Below are 19,456 nucleotides of genomic sequence, written 5' to 3'. Positions count from 1 at the left end.
CGGGTACCGTGGGCGCCGTGACGACACCGTTCTGGGGCCCGGACTTCGACGCACTGCAGCAGCAGGACCCCGAGATCGCGGGAGTGGTGCTCGCCGAGCTGGAGCGCCTGCGCGGCGGCCTCCAGCTCATCGCGAGCGAGAACCTCACCAGCCCCGCGGTGCTCGCGGCCCTGGGATCCACGCTGTCGAACAAGTACGCCGAGGGCTACCCCGGCAAGCGGTACTACGGCGGCTGCGAGGTCGTCGACCAGGCCGAGGAGATCGGCAACGCGCGCACGCGCGAGCTGTTCGGCGCCGAGCACGCCAACCTGCAGCCGCACTCGGGCGCCTCGGCCAACTTCGCCGTCTACGGCGCGTTCACCGTGCCCGGCGACACGGTGCTCGCGATGGACCTCAAGCAGGGCGGCCACCTCACCCACGGGTCCAAGGTGAGCTTCTCGGGCAAGTGGTTCGACAACATCAGCTACTCGGTCCGCCAGGACACCGAGCTGATCGACTACGACGAGGTCCGCGACCTCGCCCGCCGGCACCGGCCCAAGATGATCATCGCCGGCGCCACGGCGTACCCGCGGCTCATCGACTTCAAGGCCTTCCGCGAGATCTGCGACGAGGTCGGCGCGATCCTGTGGGTCGACGCGGCGCACTTCATCGGCCTGGTCGCGGGCCAGGCGATCCCGTCGCCGGTGCCCTACGCCGACGTCGTCTCCGCCACCACGCACAAGGTCCTGCGCGGCCCGCGCGGCGGCATGCTGCTGTCGAAGGCCGAGCACGCGAAGGCGCTCGACAAGGCCGTCTTCCCGTTCTCCCAGGGCGGCCCGCTCATGCACGCCGTCGCCGCCAAGGCCGTGGCGATGAAGGAGGCGGCGCAGCCCGCCTACCAGACCTACGCACGCCAGGTCGTCGCCAACGCCCAGGCGCTCGCGAAGAGCCTCGAGGCCGAGGGGATGCGCGCCACGTCCGGCGGCACCGACACGCACCTCGCGCTCATCGACCTGCGGCCGATCAGCGTCACCGGCGCCGACGCCGAGACCCGCTGCGACGCCGCGCGCATCACGCTCAACAAGAACGCCATCCCCTACGACCCGGCGCCGCCGCTCAAGCCCTCGGGCGTGCGCGTCGGCTCGCCGAGCCTCACGACGCAGGGCATGACCGAGGCCGACATGGCCGAGGTCGGGTCGCTGCTCGCCCGGGCGATCAAGGCCGAGCACGGCACGCCGGCCGGTGACGCCGAGCTCGCCTCGGTCGCCGAGGGCGTGGGCGCGCTCGTGGCCCGGGCGCCCGCCTACCCGCGCCCCTGACCCCACCCCCACCGTGCTGCTCGCCCAGGGACTCCCGGCGCAGATCCTCCCGATCAAGGAGTACCTGCTCGCCGGGACGACGGCCGCGGTCGTCACGTTCCTGCTGGTCGGGCCGGTGCGGGTGCTCGCGCTGCAGGTGGGCGCGGTGGCCTGGCCCCGGGGCCGCGACGTGCACGTCACGCCGACGGCCCGCTGGGGTGGCCTCGCGATGCTCGCCGGGGTGCTGGCCGGGGTCGCGATGGCCTACCAGCTCCCGGCGATGCGCCTGGCGTTCGCGTACTCCGAGGAGATGGTCGGGGTCGTGCTGGCCTCGCTGATCCTCGTGCTGGTCGGCGCGCTCGACGACCGCTACGAGCTCGACGCGCTCACCAAGCTCGCCGGCCAGACCACCGCGGCGGGCGTCATGACGCTGTTCGGCGTGCAGTGGACCGTGCTGCCGGACGTGTTCCTCGGCGGCCAGGTCGGGCTGGGGCGCGAGCAGGGCGTGCTGCTCACGGTGCTGCTCACCGTCGCGCTGGTGAACGCCATGAACTTCGTCGACGGCCTCGACGGGCTCGCCGCCGGGATCGGGCTCATCGCCGCGGGCGCCACCGCGCTGTTCACGATGGGCCTGGTGCTGCGCAACGGCAACGATCCGTTCGTCTTCACGCCGGCGCTCATCGCGTTCGTGCTGGCGGGCGCGTGCCTGGGGTTCCTGCCGCACAACTTCAACCCCGCGCGCATCTTCATGGGCGACTCCGGCTCCATGCTCATCGGCCTGCTGCTCGCCGCGGCCACCACGATGGCGTCCGGGCGGCTCACCGACGTCACCACCGGCGGCGACCTGCTGGCGCTGTTCGCGCCGCTGATCGTGCTCGCCGCGGTCGTGTTCATCCCGGTGCTGGACCTGCTGATGGCCGTCGTGCGGCGCACCCGGGCGGGGCGCAGCCCGTTCGCGCCGGACAAGATGCACCTGCACCACCGGCTGCTGGAGATCGGGCACAGCCAGCGCCGCGCGGTGCTCCTGATCTACCTCTGGGCGGGCGTGCTCGCGTTCGGCGCCGTGGCGCTGGCGCTGATCGACGACCCGTTCGTCGTCCTGTGGGCGGTGGGGGTCGGCCTCGTCGTGGCCGTGCTCGCCTCGTCCGTACCGAGAGCGAGGACCACCCGGTGATCCGCACCCTCCCCGAGGGCCAGGAGCAGACACTGCTCGCGCTGGCCTCGTCCATGCGCCGCGGGGTGCTCGTGGCCACCGCCGTCGTCGGCGTCCCGACGGTCGTCGTCGCCGGCGCGCTGGTCGGGCCGCAGGGCGCGGTCAGCGCGTTCGCGGGCATCGCGCTCGCGCTGCTGGCCGCGCTGTTCACGCTGTGGCTCATGCACCGCACGGCCGGCAAGGAGCCGAAGGCTGTGATGATGGCCTCACTGGGTGGCTTCGTGCAGAAGATGATCTTCCTGCTGATCGCCCTGTTCGGCCTCGCGTCGGTACCGGGCGTGCACCGGATGTCGCTCGCGGTGGCGACGATCGTGGGTCTGCTCGCCACAACCGCGGCCGAGGGGTGGGCGGGGTACCGCTTGCGCACGCTGCTCGTCGTCCCGGAGATCATGCCCGCGACCAGCGGTTCACCGACCGGTATGTCCGGGTCGTCGGCGGAGGCGGCCGACGGGACGGGCGGTGGGACGTCCCCGGGCCCCGTGCGGCCCGAGACCTCCCCGTGATCCACTCGCGGGTGCGTCGCCGCTGGTGACGTGCGAGGTAGGGCCGTCGGAGCGGCGCCGACCGGCTGATAATGTGCGCAACGTGAGCGAAACGCGGTGATGACACCGCGGGACCGCGGCACACCGCAGGTCATGGCGATCTCCCGAACAGCCTCCGTCGAGGCCGGGAGCACCGGAAGGATCCCCATTGGGCGAGTTCGTACTGGCGGCCGAGGAGTTCACGCCACCGGGCGTCGGCACCTTCATCTACCCCCCCATCTTCGGGGAGGTCACGAAGCCGATCGTCCAGGTCGTCCTCGCCGCGGTGATCGTGATCGCGTACTTCACGTTCGCCACGCGCAAGCTGACGCTCGTGCCGAGCCGGTCGCAGTTCGCGGCCGAGACGATCTACGGCCTCGCGCGCAACACCATGGCCCGCGACCAGATCGGCGGGGCGGAGTTCAAGCCGTTCATCCCGTTGGTGCTGGGCCTGTTCAGCTTCGTGCTGGTGAACAACCTGTTCGGGATCATCCCGGTCATCCAGTTCCCCTCCATGTCGCGCATCGGCTTCCCGATCGCGCTCGCGCTGTTCGTGTACGTCACGTACCACTACGCGGGCTTCCGCAAGCACGGTTTCGTCGGCTACATCAAGCACGCGGCGCTGCCGCCGGGCGTCCCGATCTTCGTGGCGCCGCTGATCGTGGTCATCGAGCTGTTCACGAAGTTCATCTTCCAGCCGCTGTCGCTGGCCCTCCGAGTCTTCGCCGCCATGTTCGCGGGGCACCTGATCCTGGTGCTGGCCGTCGTCGGTGGCGAGTTCCTGCTGTTCTCCGGGAGCGCGCTGGTCGTGGCCGCACCGTTCGCGTTCGTCGCGGCCATCGCCTTCACCTTCCTCGAGGTGCTGGTCATGTCCATCCAGGCGTACGTGTTCGCGCTGCTCGCCGCGGTCTACATCGGCGCGGCGGTCTCCACGGAACACTGACCCACCCGGCGGCCCCCACGGGCCGGCAGGCTCCCCCCACGAACGATCCGCTCCCCGGGCGGACCCAATGGAAGGAACACCGAACGTGAGCACCGACATCGTCCTCGCCCAGGCCGCCGAGGCCGTGAACATCAACCCGGGCCTCGCGGCCATCGGTTACGGCACCAGCGCCATCGGCGCGGCCATCGGCGTGGGCATGATCTGGGCCGCCGTCATCAGCGGCACGGCCCGCCAGCCCGAGGCCCGCGGCACCCTGATGGGCATCGCGTGGACCACCTTCGTCCTCGTCGAGCTGCTCGCCCTGATCGGCCTGGTCGTCTTCTTCATCGCGTCGGCCGGCTGATCCCGCTCACCGCGGCCGCACCTGCCGAGCCGCTCCGTAGAAAGGAAACACGGTGGACACTGTGATCCTCGCCGCCGAGGAGCCGCTCCCGGTCCTTCCGCTGCCCGGTGAGCTGATCGTCGGCATCGTCGCCTTCGCCATCCTGCTCTTCGTGCTCAACAAGTACGCCGTGCCGCGCTTCGAGGCGATGTACGCGGAGCGCACCGACGCCATCGAGGGCGGCATCAAGCGCGCCCAGGAGGCCCAGGAGCAGGCCGAGCGGCTGAAGGCCGAGTACGAGGAGCAGATCGCCGGGCTCCGCGCCGAGGCCGCCCGCATCCGCGACGACGCCCGCGCGGAGGGCACGCAGATCAAGGCCGAGCTGCGCGCCCAGGCCGAGGAGGAGGCCGCGCGGATCAAGCAGCGCGGCGAGGAGCAGATCGCCGCGTCCCGCGAGCAGGCCGTGCGCCAACTCCGGGGCGAGATCGGCGGCCTGTCCGTCCAGCTCGCGTCCCGGCTGATCGGCACCGAGCTGGCCGACACCGAGGCCCGCCGCGGCACGGTCGACTCCTTCCTCGCCGAGCTCGACGGCATGGCGCCCCGGCAGACCACCGGAGCGAGCTGATGGCCGTGGTCCTCCAGGCCGCGAGCCGGGAGTCCCTGCGCGCGGCGGGCGACCGGCTCGACGCGATCGTCGACTCCTCCTCCGCCCGCGACCTCTCGACGCTCGGCGACGAGCTGTTCGCGATCACACGGCTGGTCGTGGCGCAGACGGCGCTGCGCCGGGCGCTGGGCGACCCCGCCGTCCCCGAGGAGGCCCGCACGGGCCTGCTGCGCGACGTCGTGGGCACGCAGGTGGGGGAGACGACCCTCGGGGTCGTCGACGGCCTGGTCGGCTCGCGCTGGTCCAAGGCGTCCGACCTCGTCGAGGCGCTGGAGACCATCGCGCGGCGGGCCACGCTCGCCGTCGCGGAGAAGGAGGGCGGCCTCGACGACGTCGAGGACCAGCTCTTCCGCTTCGGTCGCATCCTCGACCGCGAGCCCGAGCTCAAGACGCTGCTCTCCGACACGGGGCAGCCGGAGGAGAAGCGCGCCGCGCTGCTCGACACCGTCCTGGGGGACCGGGTCTCCCCGGTCACCGCCGCACTGCTGCGCCAGACCGTCCGCATCCCGCGGGGCCGGCACCTCGACCTCGCGGCCGAGGAGCTGGCGGAGCTGGCCGCCGCCCGGCGCGACCGGTACGTCGCCCGGGTCTCCACCGCCGTCGCGCTCACCGACGAGCAGGAGCGCCGCCTCGCCGACTCGCTCACGCGCCTCTACGGGCGTCCGATGTCGCTGCAGGTCGAGCTGGACGAATCCCTGCTCGGTGGCCTGGTCGTCGAGGTCGGCGGAGAGGTCATCGACGGCAGCGTCGCGGGCCGGCTCGCCGCGGCCGGCCGCCACCTCCCGAGCTGACACCCCTTCTTACAGAGATAAGGACAGACGACAGCCATGACAGAGCTGACGATCTCCCCGGAGGAGATCCGGAGCGCGATCTCCAGCTACGTCTCGTCGCTGGAGACCGGTACGTCCCGCGACGAGGTGGGCCACGTATCCGACACCGGTGACGGCATCGCCCACGTCGAGGGCCTGCCCTCGGCGATGACCAACGAGCTCCTGGAGTTCGGCGGCGGCGTGCTGGGTGTCGCACTGAACCTCGACCAGCGCGAGATCGGCGCGGTCATCCTCGGTGACTACGCCGGGATCGAGGAGGGCCAGCCGGTCAAGCGCACCGGCAACATCCTCTCGGTGCCGGTCGGCGACAACTTCCTGGGCCGGGTCGTCGACCCCCTGGGCAACCCGATCGACGGGCTCGGCGACATCGAGGCGGAGACCCAGCGCGTGCTGGAGCTCCAGGCCGCGGGCGTCATGGACCGCCAGGGCGTCAGCGAGCCGCTGCAGACGGGCATCAAGGCGATCGACGCCATGACGCCGATCGGCCGCGGCCAGCGCCAGCTGATCATCGGTGACCGCAAGACCGGCAAGACCGCGGTCTGCGTCGACACGATCATCAACCAGAAGCAGAACTGGGAGAGCGGCGACCCGAAGCAGCAGGTCCGCTGCATCTACGTCGCCATCGGCCAGAAGGGCTCCACGATCGCCGGCATCCGGCAGTCGCTGGAGGAGGCGGGCGCGCTGGAGTACACGACCATCGTCGCGTCCCCCGCCAACGACCCGGCCGGCTTCAAGTGGCTCGCGCCCTACACCGGCTCGGCCATCGGCCAGCACTGGATGTACGAGGGCAAGCACGTCCTCATCATCTTCGACGACCTGTCCAAGCAGGCCGAGGCCTACCGCGCCATCTCGCTGCTGCTGCGCCGCCCGCCGGGCCGCGAGGCCTACCCCGGCGACGTCTTCTACCTGCACTCCCGCCTGCTCGAGCGCTGCGCCAAGCTGTCCGACGAGAAGGGCGCCGGCTCGATGACCGGCCTCCCGATCATCGAGACCAAGGCGGGTGACGTCTCGGCCTACATCCCGACCAACGTCATCTCCATCACCGACGGCCAGGTGTTCCTGGAGTCCGACCTGTTCAACCAGGGCGTCCGGCCGGCGATCAACGTCGGCATCTCGGTCTCCCGGGTCGGCGGCGACGCGCAGATCAAGGCCATGAAGACGGTCTCGGGCTCGCTGCGCCTGGACCTGTCGCAGTACCGCGAGCTCGAGGCGTTCGCCGCCTTCGGCTCCGACCTCGACGCCGCCTCGGCCGCCACGCTGGGCCGCGGAAGCCGCCTGGTGGAGCTGCTCAAGCAGGGGCAGTACGCGCCCCAGCCCGTCGAGGAGCAGGTCGTCTCGATCCTGCTCGGCACCCGCGGCTACCTCGACTCGGTCCCCGTGGCCGACATCCAGCGCTTCGAGTCCGAGTTCCTCGACCACGTGCGGCGCAACGAGGAGGGCATCCTCGCCGAGATCCGCGACGAGAAGAAGATGTCCGACGAGCTCGCCGACCGCATCGCCACCGCGGTGAACTCCTTCAAGGAGAACTTCACCGCGACCGACGGCTCGTCGGTGGTGCCGAAGGAGAAGGACGCCGAGGCGCTGGACGAGGACGACGTCGACCGCGAGTCGGTCAAGGTCAACAAGCCCGCTCCGGCCAAGAGCTGAGGTAACCCATGGCAGCGCAGATCCGTGTGCTGCGGCGGCGGATCAAGTCGACGCAGTCCATCAAGAAGATCACCCGCGCGATGGAGCTGATCGCGACCTCCCGGATCGTCAAGGCCCGGGCCCGGGTCGAGGAGTCCAAGCCCTACGCCGAGCAGATGACGGCCGTGCTCTCCGAGCTGGCCAGCAACTCCGCGCTCGACCACCCGCTGCTCGTCGAGCGGGAGAACCCCTCCCGGGCCGCGGTGCTGGTCGTCACCAGCGACCGCGGCCAGGCCGGCGGCTACAACGCCGGCGTGCTCAAGGAGGCCGAGCAGCTCCAGTCGCTCCTGCGCGAGCAGGGCAAGGAGCCGGTGCTCTACGTCATCGGCCGCAAGGGCGTGAACTACTACCGGTTCCGCCGGCGCCCGGTCGAGCAGTCGTGGACCGGGTTCTCCGAGCAGCCGGACTACGAGAACGCCGCCGAGGTGGCGCGCACCCTCGTGGCGTCGTTCATGGCGGGCTCCGACGACACCGTCGACACCGACGGTGAGCGGGAGGCCGGCGACGACGGAGTGCGCGGCGTCGACGAGCTGCACCTCGTGTACACCCAGTTCAACAACATGGTCACGCAGACGCCGCAGGCGCGGCGGATGGCGCCCATGGAGGTCGAGTACACCGGCAGCGAGACCGACCGCATCGCGGCGGACGAGCCGATCGGTGCGGCGGCGGGCGGCGGCACTCCGCAGGCCGCCGGCGGCGACGAGAAGAAGATGCAGCCCCTCTACGAGTTCGAGCCGAACGCGGAGGCGCTGTTCGACGCGCTGCTGCCGAAGTACATCGGCGCGCGGCTGTTCGCCGCGCTGCTGGAGTCGGCCGCATCCGAGTCGGCGAACCGGCAGCGGGCCATGAAGGCCGCCACCGACAACGCCAACGATCTGATCCGTACCCTGACGCTGCAGTCGAACCAGGCCCGTCAGGCCCAGATCACCCAGGAGATCAGTGAGATCGTCGGTGGCGCCGACGCTCTCGTGAGCACAGGAAGTGAGAGCTGATGACCGCCACCGCTGACGCCCCCACCGGCACCAGGACCGGCCGGGTCGTCCGGGTCACCGGCCCGGTCGTCGACGTCGAGTTCCCCCGCAACGAGGTGCCCGAGCTCTACAGCGCCCTCACCGTCGAGGTCGCGTTCGGCGACCTCGCGAAGACGCTGACGCTGGAGATCGCCCAGCACCTCGGCGACAACCTCGTCCGCACGATCTCCATGCAGCCCACCGACGGCGTGGTCCGCGGCCAGACGGTCACCGACCTCGGCCGTCCGATCTCGGTGCCGGTCGGCGACCAGGTCAAGGGGCACGTGTTCAACGCGCTCGGCGAGTGCCTGGACGAGCCCGATCTCGAGATCACCGGCGACCTGTGGGGCATCCACCGCAAGGCGCCGAACTTCGACCAGCTCGAGGGCAAGACCGAGATGCTGGAGACCGGCATCAAGGTCCTGGACCTGATGACCCCGTACGTCGTCGGCGGCAAGATCGGCCTGTTCGGCGGTGCCGGCGTCGGCAAGACGGTGCTGATCCAGGAGATGATCCAGCGCGTCGCGCTGAACTTCGGTGGCACCTCGGTGTTCGCCGGTGTCGGCGAGCGCACCCGTGAGGGCAACGACCTCATCACGGAGATGACCGAGTCCGGCGTCATCCAGAACACCGCGCTGGTGTTCGGTCAGATGGACGAGCCGCCGGGCACGCGCATGCGCGTCGCCCTGTCCGCGCTGACGATGGCGGAGTACTTCCGCGACGAGCTCAGCCAGGACGTGCTGCTGTTCATCGACAACATCTTCCGGTTCACGCAGGCCGGGTCCGAGGTCTCCACGCTGCTCGGCCGCATGCCGTCCGCGGTGGGGTACCAGCCCACCCTGGCCGACGAGATGGGCGAGCTGCAGGAGCGCATCACCTCGACGCGTGGCCGCTCGATCACCTCGATGCAGGCGATCTACGTGCCCGCGGACGACTACACCGACCCCGCGCCGGCCACGACCTTCGCCCACCTGGACGCGACGACGGAGCTCTCCCGCCCCATCTCGCAGAAGGGCATCTACCCGGCGGTCGACCCGCTGACGTCCACCTCGCGGATCCTCGACCCGCAGTACGTCGGCAACGAGCACTTCCGGGTCGCCAACGAGGTCAAGCGGATCCTGCAGAAGTACCAGGACCTGCAGGACATCATCGCGATCCTCGGTATCGACGAGCTGTCCGAGGAGGACCGGCAGCTCGTGGGCCGGGCCCGCCGCATCGAGCGCTTCCTGTCGCAGAACCTGCTCGTCGCCGAGCAGTTCACGCAGCAGAAGGGTTCGACGGTCCCGCTCAAGGAGACCATCGAGGCCTTCGACAAGATCGCCAAGGGTGAGTTCGACGACTACCCCGAGCAGGCGTTCTTCCTCTGCGGCGGCATCGAGGACCTCGAGAAGAACAAGAAGAAGCTCGAGGGCTGATCCGGATGGCTGAGATGACGGTCGACCTGGTCGCGGTCGAGCGGAAGATCTGGTCCGGACAGGCCACCTTCCTCAAGGCCCGCACCACGGTCGGCGAGATCGGCGTCCTGCCCGGCCACGAGGCCACGCTGGCGCAGCTCGAGGACGCCGGCGTCGTGCGCGTCGACGGCACCGACGGCACGTCCACCACGCTGGCCGTGCGCGGCGGCTTCCTGCACATCACCGCCGAGAACGTGACGGTGCTGGCGGAGTTCGCCGAGCTGGCCGATGAGATCGACGTCGCGGGGGCGCGCGCCGCCCGCGACAAGGCCGACACCTCGGACCCCCAGGGCGCGGCCGACGCCGCGTGGGCCGAGGCGCGCCTGCAGGCCGCGGGCGAGTAGCGGGGAGACCATGGCGGCCACGGCGCTCGGCATCGTCCTGATCGCCGCGTGCCTGTGCCTCGGATACCTCGCCTTCCGGCGAGTGCGCCTCATGCGGGGCGGTGGCGTGGATCTCAATCTGCGCCGCCGCCCCGCAGGCGTCTCCCGGTTCGCCTCCCGCGACGCCTCCGCCGGCTGGCACTCCGGGGTGGCCCGCTACCGCGGTGACGAGCTGGCCTGGTTCCGGCTCACCTCGTTCCGCCCCGGCGCGTCGCTCCAGCTCGACCGCAACCAGCTCGAGATCGTCGACCGGCGGCTGCCGGCCGACGCCGAGGCCTACGTGATGCCGTCGACGGCGGCCGTGCTGCGCTGCCGCAGCCACGGCGTCGACGTGGAGCTGGCGATGACCCCAGGGGTCCTCATGGGCTTCCTGGCCTGGCTGGAGGCCGCTCCGCCCGGGCGGAGCACCGGGTACCGCCAGGCCTCCTGAGGCCCGGCAGCCGGCCCCTCAGCCCGCCGTTCAGCCCCCCGCCTGCGGCCCGCCCGGCTGCCACAGCACGTCGCCGTCGGGGTTGGCGGCGCGCCCGAGGATGAACAGCAGGTCCGACAGGCGGTTGAGGTACTGCGCGGTGAGCGGGTTCGTGCGCTCCGGGTCGTCGTCGAGCAGGGCCCACACCGTCCGCTCGGCCCGCCGGGTCACGGTGCGGGCGACGTGCAGGTACGCCGCGCCCGGGGTGCCGCCGGGGAGGATGAACGAGGCCAGCTTGGGCAGGTCCTCGTTGAACTCGTCGCACCAGCCCTCCAGGCGCGTCACGTACTCCTCGGTGACGCGCAGGGGCGGGTACTCCGGGTCCTCCACGATCGGCGAGCACAGGTCGGCGCCCACGTCGAACAGGTCGTTCTGGACCTGCGCCAGCGGCACCAGCAGCGCATCGGACAGCCCCCCGACCGTGACGGCGACGCCGATGGCCGCGTTGGCCTCGTCGGTGTCGGCGTAGGCGGCGAGGCGGACGTCGGTCTTGCGGACGCGGCTGAAGTCGCCGAGTCCCGTGGTCCCGTCGTCGCCGGTCTTGGTGTAGATCCTCGTCAGGTGCACGGCCATGGGTCGAATCTAGCCGGGATGGCGGGGCGGCTACCGTCGTCGCTCGTGGCTGAGCATTTCGCGGTGGACGGCGGCGCGCGCCTGCAGGGCACCGTCGACGTGGTGGGCGCCAAGAACAGCGTGCTGAAGCTCATGGCGGCGGCGCTGCTGGCCGAGGGCACGACGACGCTCACGAACTGCCCCGAGATCCTCGACGTGCCGCTGATGGCCGACGTGCTGCGCAGCCTGGGCTGCGCGGTCACCGTCGACCACGGCACGGTGACGATCGACGTGCCCGCGAACCCGAGCGCGGAGGCCGACTACCGGTCGGTGTCGAAGCTGCGCGCCTCGGTGTGCGTGCTGGGCCCGCTGGTGGCCCGCTGCCGCCGCGCGGTCGTGCCGCTGCCCGGCGGCGACGCCATCGGCTCGCGGCCCCTCGACATGCACCAGGCCGGGCTGCGCAAGCTCGGCGCCACCACCGAGATCGCGCACGGGCGCGTCGTCGCCTCGGCCGAGACGCTGCGGGGCGCGCAGATCTGGCTCGACTTCCCCAGCGTCGGGGCCACCGAGAACATCCTCATGGCCGCGGTGCTGGCCGAGGGCACCACCGTCATCGACAACGCGGCGCGCGAGCCGGAGATGGTCGACCTCTGCCGGATGCTGCAGCAGATGGGCGCCAAGATCGACGGCGTCGGCAGCTCGACGCTCACCGTGCACGGCGTCACCGGGCTGGAGCCCACGCAGCACCGCGTGATCGGCGACCGGATCGTCGGGGCGACGTGGGCGTTCGCGGCGGTGATGACGCGCGGCGAGGTCACCGTCCGCGGCGTCGACCCGCACCACATCGACCTCGTCCTCGACAAGCTGCGCAGCGCGGGCGCCACCACCGACATCGGCCCCGACGGGTTCACCGTCGCGATGGACGGGCGGCCCCGGGCCGTCGACTTCGTGACGCTGCCCTACCCGGGATTCCCGACCGACCTGCAGCCCATGGCGATCGCGCTGTCCGCGGTGGCCGACGGTACGTCGATGATCACCGAGAACGTGTTCGAGGCGCGCTTCCGGTTCGTCGACGAGATGGTGCGCCTGGGCGCCGACGCCCGCACCGACGGCCACCACGCCGTCGTCCGCGGGGTGGAGCGGCTGTCGAGCGCGCCGGTGTGGGCGAGCGACATCCGCGCCGGCGCGGGGCTCGTGCTGGCCGGTCTGTGCGCGGAGGGCCGCACGGCCGTCTGGGACGTCGACCACATCGACCGCGGCTACCCGCGCTTCGTCGAGAACCTCGGCTGGCTGGGTGCGGGGATCTCCCGCGTCGCGGGAGAACCCGACGCGTGAGGCGCGTGTGAGGTGTCACCCGATCGGGTACACCCGCGGATGACCAGCGCAGCTCGATCGGCGAACGCCTCGGCCCGCCAGGCCGCGAACAGCAGGCCCCTCAAGATCGCCGCCCGGGGCGGCATCCTCGCCTACGGCATCACCCACCTCATCATCGGCGGCCTCGCCCTGCAGGTCGCGTTCGGCCAGGGCGGCGAGCAGGCCGACCAGTCCGGGGCCTTCCAGGCGCTGGCGCAGCAGCCGTTCGGTCAGGTCCTGCTCTGGCTGCTGACGGTCGGCTTCGTCGCCGCCGCGCTGTGGCGCCTGGAGCAGGCGATCTGGGGCTTCTCCTACGAGTCCGACCGCACGAAGCTGATCCGCAAGAAGGTCACGAGTGCGGTCAAGGCCGTCATCTTCGTCGTGCTGGCCCTCCTGGCCGGGCGCACGGCGTCGGGCGGCGGGGGCGGCGGTGGCGGCCAGCAGCAGGCCACCGCGGGGGTGTTCGGGCTCCCCGGCGGGCAGTGGCTGGTCGGGCTGGCCGGCGTCGTCGTGCTCGTCGTCGGCGTCGTGAAGGTGTACGAGGGCTACAAGAAGAAGTTCCTCGAGGACATGTCGGCACCGTCGGACCACCGCGCGCGGCGCGTGCTGGAGCGCGTCGGGCAGGTCGGCAACATGGCCAAGGGCGTGGCGATCGGCCTGATCGGCATCCTGCTGGCCGTCGCCGCGATCCAGCGCCGCCCCGACGAGGCGACCGGGCTGGACGCCGCGCTGAAGGGCCTCGCGGCCCAGCCCTACGGCCCCTACCTGCTGATCGCGGTCGCGATCGGACTCGTGGCCTACGGCGTCTTCTGCTTCTTCGACGCCCGCTACCACCGGGTCTGAGCCACGCCGTCCGGGCTAGCGCCCCGACAGCACGAGCTTCGCGTCGACCAGGTCCTGCGGGAACACCAGCAGCCGGTAGCCGTCGGGCGTGCGACCGACCGTCGCGCGGATCCCGGCGGCCACCAGCCGCCCCCGCAGGACCTGCGCGGCGGTCTCGGTGGACACGCGGGAGACCTCCTCGAGCAGCCCGTCGCCGGTGGGGTCGTCGGGGTCGGGGATGCGCGGGCCGGGCTGGTCCTTCCCGGTGCCGAACGTCCACCGCAGGGCCAGCGCCATGACCCCCATCATGATCAGCCCACCGAAGAGGGCGAAGAAGCGCGTCGCCTGGTCGGCCATGCCTCCATCTTCACCCGCTGGATCGATCCGCGCATGTGACGACCGTCGTGCGGGCCGGGTGTGAGCGCTAGGCGACAGTACGATCACCCGAACCAACGTGGCGGAGGTGTCCGGTGCCGTACCCGACCGACCGTGAGCGTGACCGTCCCTGGGTGATCCGCACCTACGCCGGTCACTCCTCGGCGCGCAAGTCCAACGAGCTCTACCGGCGCAACCTCGCCAAGGGCCAGACCGGGCTGTCGGTGGCCTTCGACCTGCCGACGCAGACCGGTTACGACCCCGACGACGAGCTCGCCAAGGGCGAGGTGGGCAAGGTCGGCGTCCCGGTCAGCCACATCGGCGACATGCGCGCGCTGTTCGACGGGATCCCGATGGCCGAGGCCAACACCTCGATGACCATCAACGCGCCCGCGATGTACCTGCTGGCGCTCTACGTCGCCGTCGCCGACGAGCACGACGCGCCCCGTGCGACGCTCGCCGGCACCACGCAGAACGACATCGTCAAGGAGTACCTCTCGCGCGGGACCTACGTGTTCCCGCCCGCACCGAGCATGCGGCTGATCACCGACATGGTGGCGTGGTCGGTGGCCGAGATCCCGAAGTGGAACCCGATCAACATCTGCAGCTACCACCTGCAGGAGGCCGGGGCCACGCCCGCGCAGGAGCTCGCGTACGCGCTGTCGACCGCGATCGCGGTGCTCGACTCCGTGCGCGACTCGGGCCAGGTGCCGCCCGAGAAGTTCCCGGACGTGGTTGCGCGCATCTCGTTCTTCGTCAACGCCGGGCTCCGGTTCGTCGAGGAGATGTGCAAGATGCGCGCCCTCGGGCAGCTCTGGGACGAGATCACCGAGCAGCGCTACGGCGTCGAGGACCCGAAGAAGCGGCGCCTGCGCTACGGCGTGCAGGTCAACTCGCTGGGGCTCACCGAGGCGCAGCCGGAGAACAACGTCCAGCGGATCGTGCTGGAGATGCTCGCCGTCACGCTGTCGAAGGACGCGCGGGCGCGCGCCATCCAGCTCCCCGCGTGGAACGAGGCGCTGGGCCTGCCCCGGCCGTGGGACCAGCAGTGGGCGCTGCGCATGCAGCAGGTCCTCGCCTACGAGACCGACCTGCTCGAGTACGAGGACCTGTTCACCGGCTCCGTCGTCGTCGAGGCGAAGGTGGCGGACCTCGTCGCGGGCGCGCGCGCCGAGATCGACCGCGTCCAGGAGATGGGCGGGGCCGTGGCCGCCGTCGAGTCCGGGTACATGAAGGGCCAGCTCGTGTCCTCGCTGTCGGAGCGGCGGCGCCTGATGGAGTCCGGCGAGCACGTCGTCGTCGGGGTCAACAAGTTCGACACCACCGAGCCGTCGCCGCTGCAGGCCGAGGGCGCGGCCGCGATCGAGACCGTCGACCCGGCCACCGAGGCCGCCGCCGTCGAGGCCATCCGGGCGTGGCGCGCCGACCGGGACGCCGCCGTCGTCGAGTCGGCGCTGGACGCGCTGCGTGACGCGGCCAAGACCGACACCAACCTGATGGACGCCTCGATCGCCTGCGCGAAGGCCGGCGTCACGACCGGGGAGTGGGCAGGGGTGCTGCGCGAGGTGTTCGGCGAGTTCCGGGCCCCGACCGGGGTGTCGGCCGCCGTCTCCGGGGGCGAGGCGGCCGTCGAGATCGCCGAGGTGCGCGAGCGCGTCAGGCAGGCCGGGCAGGACATCGGCTCGCGGCTGCGGATGCTCGTGGGCAAGCCCGGGCTCGACGGGCACTCCAACGGCGCCGAGCAGGTGGCCGTGCGCGCCCGCGACGTCGGCTTCGAGGTGGTCTACCAGGGCATCCGGCTCACACCCGCGCAGATCGTGTCGGCCGCGGTCCAGGAGGGCGTGCACGTCGTCGGGCTGTCGATCCTGTCGGGCTCGCACCTGGAGGTCGTGCCCGCCGTCGTCGAGGGGCTGCGGGCGGCCGGGGCCGACGACGTCCCGGTGATCGTCGGCGGGATCATCCCGCCCGACGACGCCGCCGAGCTGAAGGCGAAGGGCGTGGCCGCGGTCTTCACGCCCAAGGACTACAAGCTCACCGAGATGATGGACGAGATCGTCACGCTGGTGCGGGGCGCCCACGGGGTGGGCTGACTAGCGGACCTCGGCGTCCTCGCGCTCCTCCCGCTCCCGCTCCTCACCGCGGCGGCGGAACATCTTGAAGCCGGGCACGCCCTGGATGGCGTGGCGGACGTCCTGGAGCACGTCGAGCAGCTCGTGGACGTCGGGACCGACGCGGTCGAGCGTGGTCAGGATCGGCATGATGTCCTCCTCGAGGTGCAGCGTGAGCTGCGGGAGGTGGTCGATCAGCTTGATCGCGGCCTGCAGCTCGGCCTCGGTGAAGTCCTCGACGAAGCGCTGCGCGAGCGGCGCGGCCTTCGTGGCGAGCGGCCGGTAGAGCTCGAGGATCTGCATCGCGCCGTCGCTGAGGCCGTCGGCCCTGGTGATCAGCCCGCTCGCGTCGTCGGCGACCCCGCCGGCTCGCCCGACCAGGCCCGACGCGTCCTGCGCGACGACGTCGGCGCGGTCGACGAGCTCGGCCGCCTTCCCCGCGACGCCGTCGGCCCGGCCGACGAGCTCCGCGGCCTGCCCGGCCACGGTGTCCGCCCGGCCGACGAGCTCCGCGGCCTGCCCGGCCACGGTGTCCGCCCGGCCGACGAGGTCGGCGGCCTGCCCGGCGACGGTGCCGGCCCGGCCCACGAGCCCGGAGGCGTCGTCGGCGACGGTGCCCGCGTGCGCGACGAGCTGGGCGGCGTCGCCCGCGACCCCGTCGGCCCGGGTGATCAGGTGCGCGGCACCGGTGGCGACCTCGCCCGCGTCGGCGACCAGGCCCGCCGCCTTCCCGGCGACCTCGCGGACCTCGCCGAGCAGCGGGTCGACCTTGCGCACCATGCCGTCGGCGTCGCGGACGACGGCGTCGATGTCGGTGACGGCGCGCCGTGCCGAGACGAGCACGCCCTCGATCTCCCCGACGACCCCGTCGGCGCGTCCGAGGAGCTGCTCGACCGAGCCCGCGATCGTCGAGATGCGCCCGACCAGCGCCTCCACGTCGCCGAGCAGGCCGTCGACGCGGCCGGGGAGGGCGGCGACCACCCCCACCGCCTCGTCGGTCCACCCGAGGACGGCACGGGTGGCCGTGATCATGTCGGAGGGGCCCCACACGGGCAGCCCGGCGATGCGCATGAGCCGATACTGCCCTGCGTCGTCGCCGGGCGCCGCGTTGCAGTCCCGTAACGCGCCCAGCAGACGCGCCGCAGGTCGCCTACCTTCGGCTGCCGTCGTCATCGTCGTCCGGAGGAGGTCCGGGTATGACCGACCGAACGTGGAGCCGTCGTGATTTCCTGCGTCGCGGAGCCGTGGCCGGGGCGGTGGCCCTCGGCGGTCCAGCCCTGCTGTCGGCCTGCACCGCGGCCACGCCGCCACCGGGTGCACCGGGCAGCAACGCCCTGGAGGCCGCGCGCAGCGCAGGCAGCATCCGGATCGGCATCGCGGGGGAGCAGCCCTACGGCTTCACCACGCCCGAGGGCGAGACCACCGGTGAGGCGCCCGAGGTCGCCCGTGCGGTGCTGTCGGCGCTGGGCATCGGCGAGGTGGTGGCCACGCAGGTGCCGGAGTTCAGCGCGCTCATCCCGTCGCTCAACGCGGGGAACTACGACATGGTCTGCGCGGGCATGAACATCACGCCCGAGCGCTGCGGCCAGGCGGCGTTCTCCGTGCCGGACTACTCGGCGAAGACGGCGTTCCTGGTGCCGGCGGGCAACCCGCAGGGCATCGCGACGTTCGAGGACGTCGCCGCGCAGGGCCTGGGCATCGCGGTGCTGAGCGCCGCGGTCGAGCAGGGCTACGCCGAGACCGCGGGCGTCACCGACATCCAGGCGTTCGACTCGCAGAACGCGCTGCTGCAGGCCGTCACCGACGGTCGCGTCGCGTGCGCCGCGCTCACCGACATCTCGCTGCGCTGGCTCACCGGCACGCTCAACCCGGGCGCGCCCGTCGAGGTCACCGAGAGTTTCGACCCCGTCGTCGACGGGCAGCCGGTGGTGTCGGCAGGCGGGTTCGTGTTCCGCACCGGCGACACCGCGCTGCGCGAGGCGTTCGACACCGAGCTGCTCGCGCTGCAGCAGAGCGGGCGCTGGGTGGAGATCGCGTCGCCGTTCGGGTTCTCCGAGGCCAACCTGCCGGCGGAGGGGCTCACCACCGAGCAGCTCTGCTCCGCCTGATGACCGATGACGTCGGGCTGTTCCTGCGGGTGATCCTGCAGGGGCTGCCCGTCACGGTCGGTGCGACGGTCGGCGGCATCGCGCTGACGATCGTGTTGTCCTTCGTCGCGGGGCTGGCCCTGCTGTCGGGCTCGCGGGCGGTGCGGGTGGTCGCGCGGATCTACGTCGAGGGGCTGCGGGGGACGTCGGAGGTCGTGCAGCTGTTCTGGGTGTTCTTCGCGCTGCCGCTGCTCGTCGGCTTCCAGATCGTGCCGATCTGGGCCGGCATCCTCGTGCTGGGGCTCAACCACGGCGCGTACGGGGCGGAGATCGTGCGCGGGGCGGTGCAGTCGGTGCCGCGCGCGCAGATCGAGGGGGCGATGGCGCTCTCGCTGACGCCCGCCCAGCGGATGCGGCGGGTCGTGCTGCCCCAAGCGGTGGTGGAGATGCTGCCGCCGTTCAACACGCTGTTCATCCAGCTGCTCAAGAGCACCGCGCTGCTGTCGTTCGTGTCGGTTCTCGACATCACCGGCATCACCCAGCAGCGGCTCATCCCCAACTTCGGGTCGCAGGACCTCGTCATCTGGATCGTCGTCCTGGTGATCTACCTGCTGCTCTCGCTGGTGATCACCGGCGTGATGCGGGCGCTGGAGCGGGTGGGCGCGCGGCGCCTCGGCAGGCGCCCGCCCAAGCGCAGCCGCCTGAGCACGGCGGGTGTCGCGTGAATCCCGTCTGGGACTGGGGGTTCGCGTTCTCGATCCTCCCCGACCTGCTGTCCGGCCTGGTCCTGACGCTGCAGATCACGCTGCTCGGCTCGCTCGTCGCGTTCAGCCTCGGGCTGGTGCTCGCGCTCGCGCTGCGCGGGCCGCGGCTGCTCGCGATCGTCGTGCGCGGGTTCGTCGAGTTCGTCCGGAGCACGCCGCTGCTCGTGCAGATCTTCTTCCTGTACTTCGTGCTGCCCGACTTCGGGATCCTGCTGTCGACGCTCGCGGTCGGCGTCATCGCGCTGGGCGTGCACTACGCCACCTACACCGCCGACATCTACCGCGCCGGCATCGACGCCGTCCCCGTCGGGCAGTGGGAGGCTGCGGCCGCGCTGAGCCTGCCGCGTTCGCGGGTGTGGACCGGCGTCGTGCTGCCCCAGGCGATCCCGCGGGTGCTGCCCGCGCTGGGCAACTACGTCATCTCGATGTTCAAGGAGACCCCGCTGCTGATCGGGATCAGCGTGCTGGAGATCGTCGGGCAGGCGCGCGAGGTCGGCGGGGTGTCGTTCCGCTACGTCGAGGCGTACACGCTGGCCGGACTGCTGTTCCTGCTGCTGAGCTACCCGGCCGCGCTCGCGGTGCGGAGATTGGAGCGCCGTGCCGGTGCCGGGACCCTCTGAGCC

At 71.7% G+C, this 19,456-nt stretch carries 21 protein-coding genes; 18 read left to right on the top strand and 3 right to left on the bottom strand.

Annotated features, from left to right (window positions below; all coding sequences use genetic code 11):
- The first annotated feature begins 17 nt into the window (after positions 1 to 17).
- The 12 genes from glyA (at position 18) to I4I82_RS08085 (ending at position 10,733) form a co-directional block, all read left to right on the top strand.
- A complete protein-coding gene (gene glyA, locus I4I82_RS08140) occupies positions 18 to 1,298 on the top strand; it encodes a serine hydroxymethyltransferase (RefSeq protein ID WP_218589770.1) in 1,281 nt (426 codons plus the stop codon).
- Positions 1,299 to 1,311: 13 nt separating this feature from the next.
- Positions 1,312 to 2,451: an MraY family glycosyltransferase gene (locus I4I82_RS08135; protein WP_226369938.1), complete on the top strand. Its 1,140-nt coding sequence runs from the start codon at positions 1,312 to 1,314 to the stop codon at positions 2,449 to 2,451.
- Positions 2,448 to 2,993: a Cg1360 family ATP-synthase-associated protein gene (locus I4I82_RS08130; RefSeq protein ID WP_218589771.1), complete on the top strand. Its 546-nt coding sequence runs from the start codon at positions 2,448 to 2,450 to the stop codon at positions 2,991 to 2,993. The genes I4I82_RS08135 and I4I82_RS08130 overlap by 4 nt, the downstream gene beginning before the upstream one ends.
- Before the next feature lie 187 nt (positions 2,994 to 3,180).
- Positions 3,181 to 3,954 carry a F0F1 ATP synthase subunit A gene (gene atpB / locus I4I82_RS08125; RefSeq protein ID WP_218589772.1) on the top strand — a complete coding sequence of 258 codons (774 nt, stop codon included), beginning with the start codon at positions 3,181 to 3,183 and terminating at the stop codon, positions 3,952 to 3,954.
- 67 nt (positions 3,955 to 4,021) lie between these two features.
- A complete protein-coding gene (locus I4I82_RS08120; protein ID WP_172158754.1) occupies positions 4,022 to 4,297 on the top strand; it encodes an ATP synthase subunit C-like protein in 276 nt (91 codons plus the stop codon).
- Between the two features lie 61 nt (positions 4,298 to 4,358).
- A complete protein-coding gene (locus I4I82_RS08115) occupies positions 4,359 to 4,901 on the top strand; it encodes a F0F1 ATP synthase subunit B (protein WP_218589791.1) in 543 nt (180 codons plus the stop codon).
- On the top strand, positions 4,901 to 5,731 hold the full coding sequence (locus tag I4I82_RS08110) for a F0F1 ATP synthase subunit delta (protein WP_218589773.1): 831 nt from the start codon (positions 4,901 to 4,903) through the stop codon (positions 5,729 to 5,731). The genes I4I82_RS08115 and I4I82_RS08110 overlap by 1 nt, the downstream gene beginning before the upstream one ends.
- A 36-nt stretch (positions 5,732 to 5,767) precedes the next feature.
- Positions 5,768 to 7,417 carry a F0F1 ATP synthase subunit alpha gene (atpA, locus tag I4I82_RS08105; protein WP_218589774.1) on the top strand — a complete coding sequence of 550 codons (1,650 nt, stop codon included), beginning with the start codon at positions 5,768 to 5,770 and terminating at the stop codon, positions 7,415 to 7,417.
- An 8-nt stretch (positions 7,418 to 7,425) separates the two neighbouring features.
- Positions 7,426 to 8,448, top strand: a complete 1,023-nt coding sequence (locus I4I82_RS08100; protein ID WP_218589775.1) for a F0F1 ATP synthase subunit gamma — start codon at positions 7,426 to 7,428, stop codon at positions 8,446 to 8,448.
- Complete coding sequence (gene atpD, locus I4I82_RS08095) at positions 8,448 to 9,881, top strand: F0F1 ATP synthase subunit beta (protein ID WP_218589776.1); 1,434 nt, start codon at positions 8,448 to 8,450, stop codon at positions 9,879 to 9,881. The genes I4I82_RS08100 and atpD overlap by 1 nt, the downstream gene beginning before the upstream one ends.
- A 5-nt stretch (positions 9,882 to 9,886) precedes the next feature.
- Positions 9,887 to 10,264, top strand: a complete 378-nt coding sequence (locus I4I82_RS08090) for a F0F1 ATP synthase subunit epsilon (protein WP_218589777.1) — start codon at positions 9,887 to 9,889, stop codon at positions 10,262 to 10,264.
- A 10-nt stretch (positions 10,265 to 10,274) separates the two neighbouring features.
- Positions 10,275 to 10,733: a DUF2550 domain-containing protein gene (locus tag I4I82_RS08085; RefSeq protein ID WP_218589778.1), complete on the top strand. Its 459-nt coding sequence runs from the start codon at positions 10,275 to 10,277 to the stop codon at positions 10,731 to 10,733.
- 30 nt (positions 10,734 to 10,763) lie between these two features.
- On the opposite strand, the gene I4I82_RS08080 is transcribed toward I4I82_RS08085, so the two are convergent.
- A complete protein-coding gene (locus tag I4I82_RS08080; protein ID WP_218589779.1) occupies positions 10,764 to 11,345 on the bottom strand; it encodes a cob(I)yrinic acid a,c-diamide adenosyltransferase in 582 nt (193 codons plus the stop codon).
- 45 nt (positions 11,346 to 11,390) lie between these two features.
- On the opposite strand from I4I82_RS08080, the gene murA reads away from it, so the two are divergent.
- Positions 11,391 to 12,659 (top strand): UDP-N-acetylglucosamine 1-carboxyvinyltransferase, encoded by a 1,269-nt coding sequence (gene murA, locus I4I82_RS08075; protein ID WP_218589780.1) that lies wholly within the window; start codon positions 11,391 to 11,393, stop codon positions 12,657 to 12,659.
- A gap of 39 nt (positions 12,660 to 12,698) precedes the next feature.
- Positions 12,699 to 13,520 carry a DUF1206 domain-containing protein gene (locus tag I4I82_RS08070; protein WP_218589781.1) on the top strand — a complete coding sequence of 274 codons (822 nt, stop codon included), beginning with the start codon at positions 12,699 to 12,701 and terminating at the stop codon, positions 13,518 to 13,520.
- A gap of 15 nt (positions 13,521 to 13,535) precedes the next feature.
- On the opposite strand, the gene I4I82_RS08065 is transcribed toward I4I82_RS08070, so the two are convergent.
- Complete coding sequence (locus I4I82_RS08065; protein WP_218589782.1) at positions 13,536 to 13,856, bottom strand: hypothetical protein; 321 nt, start codon at positions 13,854 to 13,856, stop codon at positions 13,536 to 13,538.
- A gap of 113 nt (positions 13,857 to 13,969) precedes the next feature.
- Here I4I82_RS08065 and I4I82_RS08060 point away from each other — a divergent pair, with 113 nt between their 5' ends.
- Positions 13,970 to 15,964: an ethylmalonyl-CoA mutase gene (locus I4I82_RS08060; protein WP_218589783.1), complete on the top strand. Its 1,995-nt coding sequence runs from the start codon at positions 13,970 to 13,972 to the stop codon at positions 15,962 to 15,964.
- On the opposite strand, the gene I4I82_RS08055 is transcribed toward I4I82_RS08060, so the two are convergent.
- Complete coding sequence (locus I4I82_RS08055; protein ID WP_218589784.1) at positions 15,965 to 17,053, bottom strand: hypothetical protein; 1,089 nt, start codon at positions 17,051 to 17,053, stop codon at positions 15,965 to 15,967.
- Positions 17,054 to 17,178: 125 nt separating this feature from the next.
- Here I4I82_RS08055 and ehuB point away from each other — a divergent pair, with 125 nt between their 5' ends.
- From ehuB to ehuD, 3 genes are read left to right on the top strand one after another with little or no spacing between them, the layout of a single operon-like run.
- The gene (gene ehuB, locus I4I82_RS08050) at positions 17,179 to 18,090 is read left to right on the top strand and encodes an ectoine/hydroxyectoine ABC transporter substrate-binding protein EhuB (RefSeq protein WP_218589785.1); all 912 of its coding nucleotides are present in this window, start codon (positions 17,179 to 17,181) and stop codon (positions 18,088 to 18,090) included.
- Positions 18,090 to 18,794, top strand: a complete 705-nt coding sequence (gene ehuC, locus I4I82_RS08045) for an ectoine/hydroxyectoine ABC transporter permease subunit EhuC (protein ID WP_218589786.1) — start codon at positions 18,090 to 18,092, stop codon at positions 18,792 to 18,794. The genes ehuB and ehuC overlap by 1 nt, the downstream gene beginning before the upstream one ends.
- Positions 18,791 to 19,453, top strand: a complete 663-nt coding sequence (gene ehuD / locus I4I82_RS08040) for an ectoine/hydroxyectoine ABC transporter permease subunit EhuD (protein WP_218589787.1) — start codon at positions 18,791 to 18,793, stop codon at positions 19,451 to 19,453. Before ehuC ends, ehuD begins: the two co-directional genes overlap by 4 nt.
- The last annotated feature ends 3 nt before the right edge of the window (positions 19,454 to 19,456 follow it).

This window comes from Pseudonocardia oceani (assembly GCF_019263585.2).
Classification (GTDB): Bacteria; Actinomycetota; Actinomycetes; order Mycobacteriales; family Pseudonocardiaceae; genus Pseudonocardia; species Pseudonocardia oceani.
This window is presented reverse-complemented; position numbering and strand designations above follow the sequence as displayed.

Coding starts and splice junctions, on each gene's coding strand:
- I4I82_RS08120 (WP_172158754.1), top strand. CDS start 4,022: ATGGAAGGAACACCGAACGTGAGCACCGACATCGTCCTCGCCCAGGCC.
- I4I82_RS08110 (WP_218589773.1), top strand. CDS start 4,901: ATGGCCGTGGTCCTCCAGGCCGCGAGCCGGGAGTCCCTGCGCGCGGCG.
- atpA (WP_218589774.1), top strand. CDS start 5,768: ATGACAGAGCTGACGATCTCCCCGGAGGAGATCCGGAGCGCGATCTCC.
- I4I82_RS08100 (WP_218589775.1), top strand. CDS start 7,426: ATGGCAGCGCAGATCCGTGTGCTGCGGCGGCGGATCAAGTCGACGCAG.
- atpD (WP_218589776.1), top strand. CDS start 8,448: ATGACCGCCACCGCTGACGCCCCCACCGGCACCAGGACCGGCCGGGTC.
- I4I82_RS08090 (WP_218589777.1), top strand. CDS start 9,887: ATGGCTGAGATGACGGTCGACCTGGTCGCGGTCGAGCGGAAGATCTGG.
- I4I82_RS08085 (WP_218589778.1), top strand. CDS start 10,275: ATGGCGGCCACGGCGCTCGGCATCGTCCTGATCGCCGCGTGCCTGTGC.
- I4I82_RS08080 (WP_218589779.1), bottom strand. CDS start 11,345: ATGGCCGTGCACCTGACGAGGATCTACACCAAGACCGGCGACGACGGG.
- I4I82_RS08070 (WP_218589781.1), top strand. CDS start 12,699: ATGACCAGCGCAGCTCGATCGGCGAACGCCTCGGCCCGCCAGGCCGCG.
- I4I82_RS08065 (WP_218589782.1), bottom strand. CDS start 13,856: ATGGCCGACCAGGCGACGCGCTTCTTCGCCCTCTTCGGTGGGCTGATC.
- I4I82_RS08055 (WP_218589784.1), bottom strand. CDS start 17,053: ATGCGCATCGCCGGGCTGCCCGTGTGGGGCCCCTCCGACATGATCACG.
- ehuB (WP_218589785.1), top strand. CDS start 17,179: ATGACCGACCGAACGTGGAGCCGTCGTGATTTCCTGCGTCGCGGAGCC.
- ehuC (WP_218589786.1), top strand. CDS start 18,090: ATGACCGATGACGTCGGGCTGTTCCTGCGGGTGATCCTGCAGGGGCTG.